This window comes from Methylobacterium oryzae, assembly GCF_021398735.1.
GTDB lineage: Bacteria > Pseudomonadota > Alphaproteobacteria > Rhizobiales > Beijerinckiaceae > Methylobacterium.
Genome location: NZ_CP090349.1, coordinates 3,775,354 through 3,790,064 on the forward strand (window position 1 = coordinate 3,775,354; position 14,711 = coordinate 3,790,064).

Consider the following 14,711-nt stretch of genomic DNA (forward strand, 5'->3'; position numbering starts at 1 on the left):
AGTTTCCCGATGCCGATGGATGCGGGCGAGATCGAGCGCATGATCCGCGAGGCCCTGCCGGACGCGCAGGTGGAGATCCGCGACCTCGCGGGCGACGGCGACCACTACGCCGCCACCGTCCTGTCGGCGGCCTTCAAGGGCAAGACCCGGGTGGCGCAGCACCAGATGGTCTACGGCGCCCTCCAGGGCCGGATGGGCGGCGTGCTCCACGCCCTTGCGCTGACCACGGGCGTCCCGCAGGATTGAGCCTTCTCGCGGGAGCGCTCCCGATGGACCGACCGAGTCTCTACGACGACGACATCGTGACCTGGGCCGAGGAGCAGGCGGCGGCCCTGCGCGCGCTGGCCGAACGGCCTGAGCTGTCGAACGCGGTCGATTGGGAGAACGTTGCCGAGGAGATCGAGAGCGTTGGTCGTTCGCATCTGCGGGCCGTCGAAGGTCTGCTGATCCAGACGCTCGCCCACCTCCTCAAGCGCGCATCCGCCCCGCTCGCGCCGGCCAGCCTGCACTGGCGGGAGGAGATCGCGACCTTCCAGATCACCGCCCGGAACACCTACGAAGCGTCGATGCGGCAAAGGCTGAACTGGAACAGGATCTGGAAATCGGCCGTCACGGCGGCCGAGGCTGGTCTTAGCGCCTATGGGAACGCGCTGCTCCCGGGGCTGCCGGAGGCCTGCCCGTTCCGTCCTGAGGATCTGCTGACCGAGACTTTCGATATTGAGCGCGCCCTTCGCACGATCGCTACATCGGTTGCGCGCCGCTGACTCAGACCTCACATACGACCGACGAACAAGGACAGAGCGATGACCGACGTCAACACGACCATCCAGAACGAGATCGCCTCCCAGGACGTGGTGGTGTTCATGAAGGGTACGCCGCAGATGCCGCAATGCGGCTTCTCGGGGCAGGTGGTGCAAATCCTCAACTACCTCGGCGTGCCGTTCAAGGGCGTGAATGTCCTGGCCGATCAGGAGATCCGGGAGGGCATCAAGGCCTTCTCGAACTGGCCGACCATCCCGCAGATCTACGTGAAGGGCGAGTTCGTCGGCGGCTGCGACATCACCCGCGAGATGTTCCAGTCGGGCGAGCTGCAGACTTTCCTGTCCGAGAAGGGCGTGCCGGTGAAGACCGCCGCCGCCTGACTCTTTCGAGACTCGGCACATTGGATGAGGGCGCCCGCGGGCGCCCTTTTTCGTGCCCGTCTTTGCGAGCGGAGCGAAGCAATCCAGGGCAGCGCGAGCTCGGCGGGCGTGGCGCCGCTGGATTGCTTCGCTGCGCTCGCAAAGACGGCGAATGGATCAGCGCGGCTCCCGCGCGACGAACAGCGCCACGCAGCCGACGACCGTGATCTCGACCGACCTGAAGCGCCGGTCCAGCGCCGCGCGCAGGTCCGGCAGGGTGTCGGCGGCGTTCGAGAACACCCCCTTGCGGTTGTAGACCCGCATCAGCGCCCGCGCCGCGCCCGTGGTCGGGACGCCGGCCGCGAGGATCGTGGCGCCGAACACCACGCCGTCATCGGCCAGGCACGGTCGCACCGTGTCGAAGGCCCTCGCCTTCGCGGCGATGTCGCCCGGCAGGCAGTGCAGCAGGTAGGTCATCCCGATCGAGTCGAACGGCGCGATGCCGGTGGCCGGGGCGACGAGCACGTCGACCCGGTAGGTCTCGGGCCGGTAGCGCGCGATCCGGTCGGCCGCGAAGGTGAGGCTGTCGGCGTTGAGGTCCATCAGGCCGACCCGCGGCGCGGGCGCCGGGAACCGGCATCGGTCGAGGTACCAGCCGGTCCCGACCCCGACGTCGAGATGCGCGAGGCCTGCGTGCCGGTCGTAGAGATCGAGGATCCGCGCCGTGGGGCAGCGCCAGATCAGCGGGTTCGACAGGCGCAGCACGACAAGGTTGTAGATCTGCAGCGTCCGCGGATTGTAGATCGCCTGCCCGGCTCGGGTGTCGGTCGCCATGGCTCTCCGTCAGGGCCCCTGTGGGCGGCACGCATTCGCCTTCGCCGCCGCGATCGCCTATATCAGACCCTTTCCAACGTATGGATCGTTTGAACGCCATGGCGACGCCGTCGCTCGACAGCGCCCGCGCGGCCGATGCCGCGATCGAGAAGGCGCCGGATCTCCTCCCCGAGGCGCTGCCCGGCCGCCGCCCCTCGCTGGTCGGCCTGACCCGCGACGCCCTCAAGGCACAGCTCATCGGCATGGGCGTGCCCGAGCGCGAGAGCCGGATGCGCGCCGGCCAGGTCTGGCACTGGGTCAATTTCCGCGGGGCGTCCGACTTCGCCGAGATGACCAACGTCGGCAAGGCGCTGAAGGCGCAGCTCGCCGAGCACTTCACCCTAGAGCGGCCGGAGGTGGCGAGCCGGCAGGTCTCGCGCGACGGCACCCGCAAGTGGCTCCTGCGCATGGCGCCGACCAACCGGCAGGAGCACAACCGCGGCGCCGAGATCGAGTGCGTCTACATTCCGGGGCCCGACCGCGGCACGCTTTGCGTGTCCTCCCAGGTCGGCTGCACGCTGACCTGCTCGTTCTGCCACACCGGCACGCAGCGCCTCGTGCGCAACCTCTCGGCGGCCGAGATCGTGCAGCAGCTCGTCACCGCCCGGGACGAGCTCGGCGACTGGCCCGGCCAGATGCCAAGCCGCGACGCCGGCGGCTCCGGCGAGGTCGGCCGGCTCGTGACCAACATCGTGTTCATGGGCATGGGCGAGCCCCTCTACAACCTCGACGCCGTGGTCGACGCTGTCGGGGTGATGTCGGACCAGGAGGGGCTCGCCCTGTCCCGCCGCCGGATCACGGTCTCGACGTCGGGGGTCGTGCCGCAGATCCCGCGGCTCGGCGAGCAGGCCAACGCCATGCTGGCGATCTCGCTCCACGCCGTGCGCGACGACCTGCGCGACGACCTGGTGCCGCTCAACCGGAAATACCCGATCGCCGAGCTGCTCGCGGCCTGCCGGGCCTATCCGGGCCTGAGCAACGCCCGCCGGATCACCTTCGAGTACGTGATGCTGAAGGGCGTCAACGATTCGGACGCGGACGCGCGGGAGCTGGTCCGCCTGCTCAAGGGCATCCCGGCCAAGATCAACCTGATCCCGTTCAACCCCTGGCCGGGCAGCCGCTACGAGTGCTCGGACTGGGACCGGATCGAGCGCTTCTCCGAGATCGTGTTCAACGCCGGCTACGCCTCGCCGGTCCGCACGCCCCGGGGCCGGGACATCCTGGCGGCCTGCGGACAGCTCAAGAGCGAGACCGAGAAGCTGCGCGCTCGCGCCCGGCTGATGCAGGAGGAAGGCATCGGCGTGGAGAGTTTTTACGCCGGCGCCGACGACTGACACCCGTCTTTGCGAGCGCAGCGAAGCAATCCAGAGAAGCGCCACGCGCACAGATGGCGCGCAGCCCTGGGTCGCTTCGCTGCGCTCGCGATGACGAGGTGGCTCACGCCGCAAACCGCCGCTCCTCCGCACGGCGAAGCGGCATCTCCGCGGCCCCGACCCATTCCGTGCGGTGCCGCGGCAGGGCCTCGGGGTGCTCGGCCTGGAGCCACGTGATCATCGCCTCGCGGACCACGCAGCGCAGGTCCCAGGCCTGGGGCGCGTTGCGGGCGCTGACCAGCATCCGGATCTCGATCGTCGCTTCCTTCGCGTCCGAGACCTGAAGGTTGACCACCTTGCCGTCCCACAGGGGCGTGGCCCCGGCGATCTCGGCGAGCTTCTCGCGCATCGCCGCGACCGGCGCCCGGTGGTCGACGTAGACGAACACGCTGCCGATCAGCGAGGCGCCGTCGCGGGTCCAGTTCTGGAACGGCTTCTGGATGAAGTAGGTCAGCGGCAGGACCAGCCGGCGCCAGTCCCAGAGGCGGACCACCACGTAGGTCGCGGTGATCTCCTCGACCCAGCCCCACTCGTTCTCGACGATGATCGCGTCCTCGATCCGGATCGGCTGGGTGATGGCGATCTGGATACCGGCCACGAGGTTCGACAGGACCGGCTGCATGGCGAGACCGAGGACGAGGCCCGCCGCGCCCGCCGAGGCGAGCAGGCTGACGCCGTACTGGCGCACCGGCTCGAAGGTCATCAGCGCCACAGACAGGGTGACGAGCGCCACCAGCGTCACGCCGGCCCGCTCCAGGATGCGCATCTGCGTGAAGTGCTTGCGCGCCAGGAGGTTGTCCTCGGCGTCGAGCTTGAACCGCCGCAGGTAGATCACCGTGGCGATGTGCAGCGCCGTGGCGCAGCACCAGCCGGTCAGCGTCACGAAGGCCACCAGCAGGATCTGGTTGAGGGCGATCCGCACCTCCCAGGACAGGTGCACGGTGGTCGAGGCGAGGCTGATCGCCACCACGATCAGGCCGAGGCGGCTCGGCCCGCGGGTACGCGACACCAGCGAGCGCCAGAACAGGCTCTTGGTCGCGACCGCCCGCTTCATCGCCCGGTAGACGATCCCGTGCAGGGGCATCACCACGGCGCAGCAGGCGACGATGAGGATCAGGCTCTCGGCCCACCACGGCAGGTAGGCCAGCGCGCGGGCTGCGGAGCCGGCGAGCGCGTCGAGGTCCGGCATCGGGCATCGCTCCACGGGTTCCGAACGGGACCTGTGGGAATGGGTGGGCGCTCGCGGCGGTTCCGCAGCGCACCATGTGCCCGCCGCAACGCAGCAGCCCGGCCCGGCGGGTTGCGCCGTGACGTCCTAGTCGGATCCGGACGACGGCCTCCGCACCACCGTCGTTGCGAGCGCAGCGAAGCAATCCAGGGTAGCGCCACGCTCACCGATGGCGCGCTGTCCTGGGTCGCTTCGCTGCGCTCGCGATGACGGGCGGGAGCACCGATCGAAGCGTCCGAACGCCCGCCCTACTTCGCCGCCCCGACCGTCACGCTGCCCGAGGCGGTCCGGCCGAACCGCGCCGGCCGGTACATGTCCTCCACGGTGGCGCCCGGATGGACGTAGGTGCCGGGCGAGACCGCCCGCACCGTGTAGGCCACCGTGAAGAAGGCCGACTGGCTCGGGTCGCGGTCGTAGGCGGCTACGAAGCGGTCGTCCCGGAACTCGGTGTGGACCGGCTGCACGTCGGACTTGGCGAAGGCGAGCCCCTGGAGGGCGTCGGCGTCGAGGAGCTTCGGATTGTCGATCTCCAGCCCCGCCGGCAGCGGGTCGACCAAGAGGAGCCGCGCCGCCTCCGCCTTGGCCTCGGTGACCTTGAGCACCACCACCAGCCTGTCGTTCTGGCGCAGGCCGCTCGCCGGATCGACGACGCTGCCGTCGAGGCGGCGGAAGCTGCGCTCGATCGTGTAGCCCTGCTGCGCCGCCGGCTCCGGCACCAGGGGGCTGCCGTTGACGGTCACGGCCACCTGCACAGGCGCGCGGCCGGTATTGGTGAGCTGAACGCCCCGGTCGGCCAGGGCCGCCTCCCGATAGACCCGGGCCAGCAGGCCGGTCTGCGGGGCGCCGTCCAGTGTGAACGAGAGGGCGCCCGCCTCGTTCGACAGGCTCTCGGCGGCGAGCACCAGCCAAGCATTCTCCTGCGTGCTCGTCGAGCGCTCGGATTGCTGCTCCTCGCCGAGCACGGAAGCCGCAGGGCCCAGCGCCCCCTGCGCCAGCCCGCTCTCGGCGGCGAGCGTGATCAGCCCGGCCCCGTCGCGCAGGCGGGAGCCGTAATCGGCGCGGTAGACACCCTTGTCGCGCTCGGCGCGCAGGACCGTGAGCGCCGCTTCCATGGTCTTGGCGGCCCGGCCGCGGTCGCCGAGCAGGGCCAGGGCGGCGGCGAGCTGCGCGCGCCCGAGGGCGGAGGAGAAGTCCCCGATCTTGGTGTCGGCGAGGTAGCGCAGGTCGCCCATCACCGGCCGGCCGTTCCGGGCGAGCACGTAGGCCGCGTAGGCGAGGTCGGCGCCGCCGTTGCGCACCTCGGTGGCGTTGGCCACCGCGTTGCGCAGGTAGTCGAGGGCCTGGGTGAAGGCCTTCTGCGGCACCGCGAAGCCGCGCTCGCGGGCGCGGGTCAGGAAGTCGGTCACGTAGGCGTCGAGCCAGAGGTCGCTCGACCCCTGCGCCGACCACAGGCCGAAATCGCCGCTCGAATCCTGGCGGGCGAGCAGGCGCTCGATCGATTCGCGCACCCTTTCGTCCGCGCCCGCGTCGATGGCGAGCTTCTCCAGGGCCGCGAGCTTGTTGACATAGAGCAGCGGCATCGCCCGGCTCACCACCTGCTCGGAGCAGCCGTAGGGATAGCGGTCGAGCGCCCGGAGCAGGGCCGCCACGTCGACCCCCGGCAGGGCCGTGGCCGAGAGCGAGACGCTGCCGGTGCCCGGCTGCAGGTCGGCGAGGAGGTCCGACGTCAGCGTCAGGTTCGCCCCCGGGTCGAGGCTGCGCACCGAGCGGCGCAGCAGGGCGCCGGTCCCCGGCGAGATCCCCAGTGCGAAGCTCTGGTTCAGGGCGGCCGGAAGGCCGGGCCCCGACAGGGCGAGGTCGAGGCGGGCCGTGCCCGGTCCGGCGGCGGTGAGCGGGATCGCGAACTGTCCCTTGGCGCCGGCCTCCAGCCGCAGCGTCTGGCGCAACGCGCTCGCGCCGACCACCACAGGGCCGGTCGGGCTCAGGTCAACCGTGTACTCGCCCGCCTGCCCCTCGACGTTGTCGAGGGCCACGAACAGGCGCGAGCGGTCGCCGGTGTCGAGGAAGCGCGGGAGCGTGGCGCTGAGCACGACCGGATCGCGGATGATCACGTCGGCCTGGGCCTGCCCGACCCGGTCGCCGCTCCAGGCGGTGACCATGACGCGGCCGGTGCCGTTGAAGGCCGGGATCGGGAAGGTGACGCTGGCCGCGCCGTCCGACCCCACGGTCACCACGCCGGAGTAGAGCGCCAGCGGCGCCTGGGTCGGCGGGGAATCGGCCAGTTCGCCGCCGCCCGCGTCGCCGCCGGAGCGGATCGCCCCGGCCGAGCCCTGCATGCCGTCGATCAGGTAGCCGTAGAGGTCGCGGACCTCCGGCCCGAGCGCCCGCTGGCCGAGGAAGTACTGGGTCGGGTCCGGCGCCGCGTAGCGGGTCAGGTTGAGGATGCCGACATCGATCAGCGCCACGGTGATCCGCGCCGGCTCGCCGGCCTTCAGCCCGGTGAGTTGGACCGGCAGGGTCAGGTCCTGGCGCGGGCGCGCCCGCTCCGGCGCCTTCAGGGCGACCCCGAGGCTGCGCCGCTCCCGGTCGACCGAGAACCACGCCAGGCCCAGCGCCCGGCCGGGCAGGCGCTTGGCCGCTTGGTCGAGGGGCCGGTAGGCGGTGGCCACCAGGTAGGCGCCGGCGCCCCACTCGGCCTTCACCGGAATGCTGACTGTTGTGCCGCCCTCCGGCACGCTGACTTCCAGGGTCTGGTGCACGCGGTCGCTGACGACCATCAGGCTGGCCTGACCCTTGAACTTCGGGCTGAGCTTGGCCCGCAGCGTGTCGCCGGCCGCGTAGGCGGCCTTATCGAGGGTCAGGTCGAGGAGGTCCGGCGCCTCTGCGGTCTCGGAGCCGCCCCAGCCCACCTCGAAGCCGAGGCTCGCACCCGCCTCCGGGGCGCCCGCGGTCGAGACCTCCAGCCGGTAGCGGCCGAGGCCGACCGGCGCCTCGATCCGGCTCGGGCCGGCGGCCGTGAGGTCGACGGTGCCGCTGGCGACGCGCCGCGCGGACTTGACCGCCTCGAACGACCAGCGCCCGTCCGCCCGGTACCACTGGTAGGAGGAGTCGATCCGCGACAGGGTCCAGCTCACGCCCGGCCGGGCCAGGAGCGCCCCGTCGGGGCGCGCGAACACCACGTCGAAGCCCGCGATCCCGCCCTCCTTGAGGTCGGTGAAGCCCTTGCGCAGGGCGAGGACCGGGCTCGCCGGGAGGATCGGCAGGGTCAGGCTGCGCGACAGCGCCCGGCCGCCGGGCTCGCCGACCGCCAGCGTGATCTTCGCCTCCAGCGCCCGCGGCGCCGCGACCTGGGGCACCGGCACCGTGACGGTGGCACCGCCCTGCGCGTTCGTGGTGGCGTGGTCTTGCAACTCCTGGGTCGTCGGCTCCACGGCCTCGTCGTCGAGACCGATGGAATAAGTCTCCAGTCCCTTGATGCCGCTGGTGGCCGCCGCCTGCACGGTCACGCTGCCCGACACGTCGAGATCGGAGCCCGGGGCGCCGTAGAGGTAGCGGGCGGCGACGTCGACCTGGGCGGCCTCACCCCGGTTCAGGGCCACCTGCCGGGCCTTGAGGGTCACCTCCAGCCGCTCGGGGACGTAATCCTCCACGAGGAAGCTGGTCTCGCCGATCGCGGGCGCCTTCGGGTCCGTGTAGGCGGAGACCCGCCACGTGCCGTGCATCGCCCCCGACAGGAGCGGCAGCGGCAGGGCCCGGCCGCCAAGCCCCTGGTCGGGCACCGAGACGCGCCGGTACTCGACGCCGTCCGGCCGCTTGACCACCAGGGTCAGCGGCAGGTCCGGCACGGCGGCGCCGCGGGGGTCGCGCAGCAGGGCGGTGAGCTGGACGGTCTCGCCCGTGCGGTAGACCCCGCGCTCCGGGAACAGGTAGGCGTCGAGGCCGCCGGTCTCGGGCCGTCCCTTCACGCCGCGGTCGGTGAGGTCGAAGGCGCCGAGGTTGAGGTCGAGGAAGCCGTAATCGCCGCCCGCCTGGGCGACCACGAGGCTCGGCGCCAGGCCGCCCTCCCCGCGGGCGAGCCCGGGATCGAAGGCGACGTGGCCCTGCGCGTCCGTGGTCCGGGTGCCCAGCACCTCGTTGTTGCGGGCAACCAGCCGGATCTCGGCGCCCGGCATCACCTGCGCGGAGGCGAGCGAGCGCAGGACCACGGTGACCCCGTCCCGGCCCTTGGTGGCGGTGAGCCCCAGGTCGGAGACCACGAACCACTGGGTCGCCTGGGTGTCGTACTCCTCGTCGGCGGCGGCCGTGCCGGAGGGGCGGGCCAGCATCACGTAGAGGCCGGGCTCGAGCTTGCCCACGGCCTGGAGGACCGGGAAGGCGGTGACGGCCTCCTGGTTCAGCTCGGCCTTGGCGGTGTCGAGGGTGCCCTTCCAGACGCGCTGACCCTTCTCGGACGCGATCGTCCGGGCGGTGGACCCGCTGAGCTGGCCCAGGAAATCCTCCGACCGCAGGGTCGGCAGCAGGCCGCGATCGCCGATCCGCAGCACCTCGACGTCGAGCTTGGGCGCGTTCACCGAGACCAGGGGCACGCCCGCCTGGCCGGTCCGGGGCAGGACGTAGTTGCGCCCGGTGAAGCGCACCTGCGGGGCGCGGTCGCGGACGTAGATCTCGTAATCGGCGGCCTTGAGCAGGCTCTCGCCGACCGCGGAGGGCAGGCCCTGGCGGACCACGATGGCGTAGCGGCCGCCGTGCTTGAGCCCGTCGACGCAGACCTGGGAGCCCTCCCCGGTCACGGCGGCCGCGCTGCTGCCGGAGACGGCCACGAAGGGGGCGTAGTCGGTCTTGGGGCGGATCGCCTCCGAGAAGGTGAAGCAGGCCCGGGGAGCGGCCGCGTCGGAATCGACCTTGTAGTCGAGGATGCGGAAGCCGTGCTGCGCCCGCACGGTCTCGTAGGTCTCCCGGACCGAACCGGTCTCGGCCAGGGCGAGGCTCGCCGCGTAGGCGTCGAGCGCCGGGCGCCAGGATTCCTGCTCGGCCTCGGCGGCGCCGAGCGCCGCCAGCGCGGCCGCGGCGTCGGCCGCCGTGCCGGCGCGCTCGTAGGCGCGGTAGGCGGCGGCCGTCACCCGCCCGCGCAGGCGCGACCGGCCCTGGTAGTCGTTGTCCTCGAGGGCACCCAGGGCCGCCGCGGCCCCCCGGGCATAGGCCTGCCAGTTGCGCGCGTCGGCGGGATCGGCCGCCACCGCGGCGGTCAAAGGCGCCAGCGCCTCGTCGGGCTTGTCGGCGGCGAGCAGGGCCAGCCCGGCCGCGCGGGACTGGCCGGCGGGCCGCAGCGGGCCCCCGGCCTCCGCCTTCAGCGCGGTCTCCAGGCGGACCGCCGCGCTGGCGAGGTCGGCCCGGACGAAGGTCCTGGTGAACGGCGCGGCGACGGCCGTCGCCGGGCGGGGCGCGGTGCGGGCCGCAGGTGGGGACAGGGCTGGCGCGGTCTGGGCGAGGGCCGGATTGCTGGTGATCCCTCCGAGGAGCGCCAGGGCACCCGCGAGCCGTCCGAGCCGCGCCATCAGCCTGTTCCCCACCCGCAATCCCGATGATTCGTCCCGGGTCCCGTCGCGCCGGAGCCTAGCACCGGCGGTCGGGCTCGCAACGCTTCGGATCGCTGTAGGCCCTGCCCGGCCTCGCGCCGAGGCTCAGAACGCCTTCAGCACCTGCTCGGCATGCTCGACGGCGACGGGGCCGGCGAAGCAGTGGGAGACCAGGGCGCGGTAATCCTGCCAGGGCTGCGAGCCGGTGAAGTCCTTGGTGTGGGCCTCCAGCGTGTCCCAGTGGATCAGCAGGCGGTAGCGCTGCGGATGCTCGATCGAGCGCCGGACCTCGAAGTGCCGGCAGCCCTTGGCCTGCTTGAAGATCGCCGAGGCCTCGGCGATGCCCTTCTCGAACTCGGCCTCGAGGCCGGGCTTGATCTCGATCTGCGCGATTTCGAGGATCATCGGTGCGGTTCCTGTCTCAGGTGCTAAGGGCGCGGCCGAGCTTGGCCGCGAGGATGCGCTGCGGGCTTAAGGTGGGGTCGGCCTGGGCGGCGACCGGCAGGTAGGCGGTCTGCTCCAGCATGTAGCGGCCGCCCATGGCGCCGTGCATCACGAGGTCCGAGAGGGTCCCGGGTGAAGGCGGGGTGGCGGATCAGCAGCCGGCGCAGGAACTCCTGCACCTCCGGCGTGCCGGCCGCGCCGCGCAGCTCGGCGGCCGCGCCGCGGATGCTGACGTTCTCGGCCCTGCCGTCCGCGAAGGGTCGCTCGGTGAACCGGCGCTCGAACGCGCTGAACGGGAAGGGCAGATCGGGGAACAGCAGCACCGCCGCGGCCCCCAGCCCCCGCGCCCGGGAGCCGGACGCCTCGCCGGGGACAATTCTGCGGATCGGGGTGATCATCGTCTGCGCGCCCGCGGCCGTCACGGTCCGGCTCCCTCTAGCGGAGCCGCCGGGGGGAGGCCAGGGACGCGCATTTCCGGTGGACGGCGGGTGTCATCCACCGGCGCGGCGGAGGGCACCCGCCGGATCGGCTTGCGCAACCGCTTCGTTCCCGGCACGTTCCCCGGCCAGCACCCGGCCCGAGAGCCCGGCGGAGGATGGCGCCGATGGCGACCCTGAAGGAATTCGAGGAGGCCCTGCGCGAGCACGGCATGAACATGGCGCTGGCGCTGCTGGAGCGCCTGCGCGAACGCGACCGCGCCACCCGGACGGTGAAGCCCGCCCGGCGGCTGACCGGACAGAAGATGACCCCGGAACTCGCCCGGGCGATCCTGGACCTGCACGCCACGACGGGCATGACCCAGCAGGAGATCGCCTTCAAGGTCGGGGTCAACCAGGGCCGCGTGAACGAGGTGATCAAGCGCGGCAAGTGGCTGAGCGACGACCCGAACGCCCCGGAGGCCGTGGCCCGCGACAAGGCGGTGGCCCGGATGCGCGGCGACCCGAAGCCCAGGAAGGCGGCCGCCGCGCGCCCCGCCTCCGGGCGGGCCAAGGAGCGCAAGGCCGCGCCGCCGAAGGCGCGCAACCAGGGTCAGCTGGCTCTGGGGGATCTCTGAGGGGCTGCCGCGCCGTCGTCCTCGCGCGGAGCGAGGCAACCCAGGGCAGCGCGATTCTGCGAAAAGCGGCGACGCTGGATCGCTCCGCTCCGCTCGCGAGGACGGTGCGGGCTCCCGCCTCGGATGCCCCGCGCTCTCACCCGGCCGGCGCGAAATGTCCCCGGTAGCGCGCCCCGATCACCTCGACCGGCAGCGCGACGAACACGTCCGTCGTTCCGAACTGGCGGTCGATCACCGCGCCGTCGCCGAAGGTGGCGCCGAGGCGCAGGTAGCCCTTGATCAGGGGCGGCAGCGCCTGCAGGGCCGCCTTGGCGTCCACCGCCTCGCGCGGCATCCGGTCCATCGCCACCGCCCGCTCCGGCAGCGCCCGGGCCCGCCAGCCCTCCGGCGCGCGGGCGTGGTGGTGCAGGAAGGCGAGCGGCAAGGCCAGCCGGTCCGGGTCGGTGCCCTCCAGGCTCGCGCAGCCGATCAGCGCGTCGATCCGGTGGTGCAGGACGTAGGCGTAGATCCCCTGCCACAGCAGCTCGACGGTCCGCTTGCTCCGGTAGGGCTTGAGCACGCAGGAGCGGCCGAGCTCGAGGAGCCGCCGATGCCCCTGCGCGGCGAGAAGCGGCGCGAGGTCGTACTCGCTCTCCGAGTAGAAGCCGGTATGCCGCTCGGCCACCTCGCCGCGCAGCAGCCGGTAGGTGCCGACGACCTTCGGGCGCGGCTCGACGAAGGGCTTCTTCCGCCGCGGCGCCGCGTGGTCGAGGACGAGGAGGTGGTCGCAGACCGCGTCGTAGCCGTCGACGTCGCGCCGGGACAGGACGGCGAGCCCGGAGGGCACCGCCGACATCTCCTCGTAGAAGACCTTGTAGCGCAGCCGCTGGGCCCGCCGGATCTCCGATTTCCGCGTCGCCAGCCGGACCTCGAGGCTGCCGATGCGGCCGAGGCTGCGGCCCTCGAACGGCTCGGGCAGGCGGATCGCCCGCTCGGCCGAGAGCACGTCGTCGATTCCGCCCACGCCCTCGACGCCCGGCAGCGGGACCGACCGGCGGCGCAGCTTGGCGATCGGCGCGCCGACGCCCCACTGCACGCCCCTGTGCCAGCCGGCTCCGAGCGCGCTGTAGGCTCCGCGGGCGAGATTGGCGACCATCGTCGGGTTCACTCCGGGTGCGCGTCCGTGCACCGTCGAATCCGACAGAGAGCACGACGGCCACACGCCATTATGACAGCCGCCACGAGAAAGCGCCCCGGCCGGGGGCCGGGGCGCTCCAACAACCTGATCGGTACCTGATGTGGACCCGACGGTTCCCGCGCGGGCGGGGTCAGGCGGCCTGCTGGACCGCGTCCTTGCGGACGGCGCCCTCGATCACCGGGGCGCTGGGGCGCGCCGCCGAGGCGATCTCGATGCGACGGGGCTTCTTCGCCTCCGGAACCTCGCGGACGAGGTCGATGTGGAGGAGGCCGTTCTCGAGCGCCGCACCCGTCACCTGGACGTGGTCGGCGAGCTGGAACCGCCGCTCGAAGGCGCGGGCCGCGATGCCCTGGTGCAGGAACTCCGCCCTGCCCTCGGCCTTGCGCTCGCCCTTCAGCGTGAGAGCGTTCTCCCGCACCTCGATCGACAGGTCGGACTCGGTGAAGCCGGCGACCGCGACGGTGATGCGGTAGGCGTTCTCGCCGGTCCGCTCGATGTTGTAGGGCGGGTAGGTCGGGGCCGCCTCGGCGCTCGCGAACTGGTCGAGGGCGGAGAACAGGCGGTCGAAGCCGACGGTGGAGCGGTACAGGGGAGCGAGATCGAACTGACGCATGACATATCCTCGTCTGAGCAACATGCAATTCCGGTCCGCCCGATGGGCCGGACCCGTCTCTCGTGCCGCCTGACGGCCGGCACAGACGAGATATCGGAGGGGGAAAATCGCGCTTCAAGACCCCCGGCGAGGGTCGGAAACGAGATTTTTTCGCTACGGTCGCAGAGTGCATCCGGGCGTGTATCGGACGATGCGCGGAGGCGCTGAGGTGAGGCCAGTGAGACGCTTCGACGGTGACACCGGGCGCGAGCCGCCGCTCCTGACGCTGCGCAGCACGCCCGACAACCCGGTCCCGCCGGGCGGCACGCTGATCGCCGTCGGCACGCGCGACGACTGCACCCTGCGGGCGGCCTACTGGCAGACCACGGCGCGCACCTGCCGGGGCACCGTCTGCCTGCTCCAGGGCCGGGCCGAGTTCATCGAGAAGTACTACGAGACGATCCACGAGCTGCGCGCCCGGGGCTTCGCCGTCGTGGCGTTCGACTGGCGCGGCCAGGGCGAATCGGACCGCCGGGTCGACGACCCCCACAAGGGCCACGTCGCCCGGTTCGACGATTACCGGCTCGACCTGCGGGCGGTGGCCGAGACGATCTTGGTGCCGCTGATGCCCGAGCCCCATGTCGGCCTCGCGCATTCCATGGGCGGATGCGTCGCGCTCCTCGCGGCCCTCGACGGCGCGCTGCCGTTCCGGCGGCTGGTGACCCTGGCGCCGATGCTTTCGATCCGGATGGTCCGCTGGCCGGCCGGCGCCGCGATCCTGTCGCGGGGCCTGCAGCGGCTCGGCCTCGGGAGCCGCTACATCCCGTTCGGCAAGCCGGTCTCGATCGCCACCAACCCGTACGCCGGCAACCGCCTGTCGCGCGATCCCATCCGCTACGCCCGCAACGCCGCGGCGGCGCGGCAGGTCGGCGCCGGCGCGGTCGGCGACCCGACGATCGCGTGGCTCGCCGAGGCGTTCCGCGCGATGGCGCGGCTGCGCGACCCGCGGGCGGCGCCGCGGATCGGGCTGCCGACCCTGATCGTCGCGGCGGGCGCCGACCCGGTCTGCGGCACGGCGGAGACCGAGCGCTTCGCCGCCCGGCTGAAGGCCGGCCATATCCTGGTCCTGCCGGATTCCCGGCACGAGATCCTGACCGAGCGCGACGCGATCCGGCAGGATTTCTGGGCGGCCTTCGAAGCCTTCGTGCCGGGCTCGCCCCTGCCGACCCACGCGGAGGTCGAGGCGCACGCCGTCGCGGTGCCGGTCGCCTGA

General features: G+C 72.4%; 12 protein-coding genes and 1 pseudogene. 6 read left to right on the plus strand and 7 right to left on the minus strand.

The genetic code is table 11. The annotated features are described in order from the left end of the window. Positions 1-9: 9 nt before the first annotated feature. Genes LXM90_RS18015 through grxD form a run of 3 tightly spaced genes read left to right on the plus strand, consistent with a single transcriptional unit; the run spans position 10 to position 1,142 of the window. The gene (locus LXM90_RS18015; protein WP_007568343.1) at positions 10-246 is read left to right on the plus strand and encodes a BolA family protein; all 237 of its coding nucleotides are present in this window, start codon (positions 10-12) and stop codon (positions 244-246) included. Between the two features lie 23 nt (positions 247-269). Next, positions 270-764 (plus strand): DUF29 domain-containing protein, encoded by a 495-nt coding sequence (locus LXM90_RS18020; protein ID WP_234080976.1) that lies wholly within the window; start codon positions 270-272, stop codon positions 762-764. A gap of 39 nt (positions 765-803) precedes the next feature. Further along, positions 804-1,142, plus strand: a complete 339-nt coding sequence (gene grxD / locus LXM90_RS18025) for a Grx4 family monothiol glutaredoxin (protein WP_012318124.1) — start codon at positions 804-806, stop codon at positions 1,140-1,142. 156 nt (positions 1,143-1,298) lie between these two features. Here grxD and LXM90_RS18030 read toward each other — a convergent pair whose 3' ends face one another. Beyond that, positions 1,299-1,955 carry a class I SAM-dependent methyltransferase gene (locus tag LXM90_RS18030; RefSeq protein ID WP_234080977.1) on the minus strand — a complete coding sequence of 219 codons (657 nt, stop codon included), beginning with the start codon at positions 1,953-1,955 and terminating at the stop codon, positions 1,299-1,301. A gap of 98 nt (positions 1,956-2,053) precedes the next feature. Between LXM90_RS18030 and rlmN the strand changes: the two genes are divergently transcribed. Continuing rightward, positions 2,054-3,328, plus strand: a complete 1,275-nt coding sequence (rlmN, locus tag LXM90_RS18035; protein WP_234080978.1) for a 23S rRNA (adenine(2503)-C(2))-methyltransferase RlmN — start codon at positions 2,054-2,056, stop codon at positions 3,326-3,328. Between the two features lie 103 nt (positions 3,329-3,431). On the opposite strand, the gene LXM90_RS18040 is transcribed toward rlmN, so the two are convergent. The 4 genes and pseudogenes from LXM90_RS18040 to LXM90_RS18055 all read right to left on the minus strand — a co-directional run bounded on the left by LXM90_RS18040 (position 3,432) and on the right by LXM90_RS18055 (position 11,013). Then, a complete protein-coding gene (locus LXM90_RS18040; protein WP_234080979.1) occupies positions 3,432-4,556 on the minus strand; it encodes a mechanosensitive ion channel family protein in 1,125 nt (374 codons plus the stop codon). Between the two features lie 287 nt (positions 4,557-4,843). Beyond that, positions 4,844-10,150: an alpha-2-macroglobulin family protein gene (locus LXM90_RS18045; protein ID WP_234080980.1), complete on the minus strand. Its 5,307-nt coding sequence runs from the start codon at positions 10,148-10,150 to the stop codon at positions 4,844-4,846. Between the two features lie 126 nt (positions 10,151-10,276). Continuing rightward, positions 10,277-10,576 carry an antibiotic biosynthesis monooxygenase family protein gene (locus LXM90_RS18050; protein WP_042673072.1) on the minus strand — a complete coding sequence of 100 codons (300 nt, stop codon included), beginning with the start codon at positions 10,574-10,576 and terminating at the stop codon, positions 10,277-10,279. A gap of 16 nt (positions 10,577-10,592) precedes the next feature. Then, positions 10,593-11,013, minus strand: a pseudogene (locus LXM90_RS18055) (Kdo hydroxylase family protein). Positions 11,014-11,219: 206 nt separating this feature from the next. On the opposite strand from LXM90_RS18055, the gene LXM90_RS18060 reads away from it, so the two are divergent. Beyond that, on the plus strand, positions 11,220-11,669 hold the full coding sequence (locus tag LXM90_RS18060) for a DNA-directed RNA polymerase sigma-70 factor (RefSeq protein WP_026604809.1): 450 nt from the start codon (positions 11,220-11,222) through the stop codon (positions 11,667-11,669). A gap of 136 nt (positions 11,670-11,805) precedes the next feature. On the opposite strand, the gene LXM90_RS18065 is transcribed toward LXM90_RS18060, so the two are convergent. Beyond that, the gene (locus LXM90_RS18065) at positions 11,806-12,804 is read right to left on the minus strand and encodes a GNAT family N-acetyltransferase (RefSeq protein ID WP_234080981.1); all 999 of its coding nucleotides are present in this window, start codon (positions 12,802-12,804) and stop codon (positions 11,806-11,808) included. Between the two features lie 172 nt (positions 12,805-12,976). After that, positions 12,977-13,459 carry an Hsp20 family protein gene (locus LXM90_RS18070; protein WP_234080982.1) on the minus strand — a complete coding sequence of 161 codons (483 nt, stop codon included), beginning with the start codon at positions 13,457-13,459 and terminating at the stop codon, positions 12,977-12,979. A 217-nt stretch (positions 13,460-13,676) separates the two neighbouring features. Between LXM90_RS18070 and LXM90_RS18075 the strand changes: the two genes are divergently transcribed. Further along, complete coding sequence (locus LXM90_RS18075; RefSeq protein WP_056523499.1) at positions 13,677-14,711, plus strand: alpha/beta fold hydrolase; 1,035 nt, start codon at positions 13,677-13,679, stop codon at positions 14,709-14,711.

Coding starts and splice junctions, on each gene's coding strand:
- LXM90_RS18015 (WP_007568343.1), top strand. CDS start 10: ATGCCGATGGATGCGGGCGAGATCGAGCGCATGATCCGCGAGGCCCTG.
- LXM90_RS18020 (WP_234080976.1), top strand. CDS start 270: ATGGACCGACCGAGTCTCTACGACGACGACATCGTGACCTGGGCCGAG.
- grxD (WP_012318124.1), top strand. CDS start 804: ATGACCGACGTCAACACGACCATCCAGAACGAGATCGCCTCCCAGGAC.
- LXM90_RS18030 (WP_234080977.1), bottom strand. CDS start 1,955: ATGGCGACCGACACCCGAGCCGGGCAGGCGATCTACAATCCGCGGACG.
- rlmN (WP_234080978.1), top strand. CDS start 2,054: ATGGCGACGCCGTCGCTCGACAGCGCCCGCGCGGCCGATGCCGCGATC.
- LXM90_RS18040 (WP_234080979.1), bottom strand. CDS start 4,556: ATGCCGGACCTCGACGCGCTCGCCGGCTCCGCAGCCCGCGCGCTGGCC.
- LXM90_RS18045 (WP_234080980.1), bottom strand. CDS start 10,150: ATGGCGCGGCTCGGACGGCTCGCGGGTGCCCTGGCGCTCCTCGGAGGG.
- LXM90_RS18050 (WP_042673072.1), bottom strand. CDS start 10,576: ATGATCCTCGAAATCGCGCAGATCGAGATCAAGCCCGGCCTCGAGGCC.
- LXM90_RS18060 (WP_026604809.1), top strand. CDS start 11,220: ATGGCGACCCTGAAGGAATTCGAGGAGGCCCTGCGCGAGCACGGCATG.
- LXM90_RS18065 (WP_234080981.1), bottom strand. CDS start 12,804: ATGGTCGCCAATCTCGCCCGCGGAGCCTACAGCGCGCTCGGAGCCGGC.
- LXM90_RS18070 (WP_234080982.1), bottom strand. CDS start 13,459: ATGCGTCAGTTCGATCTCGCTCCCCTGTACCGCTCCACCGTCGGCTTC.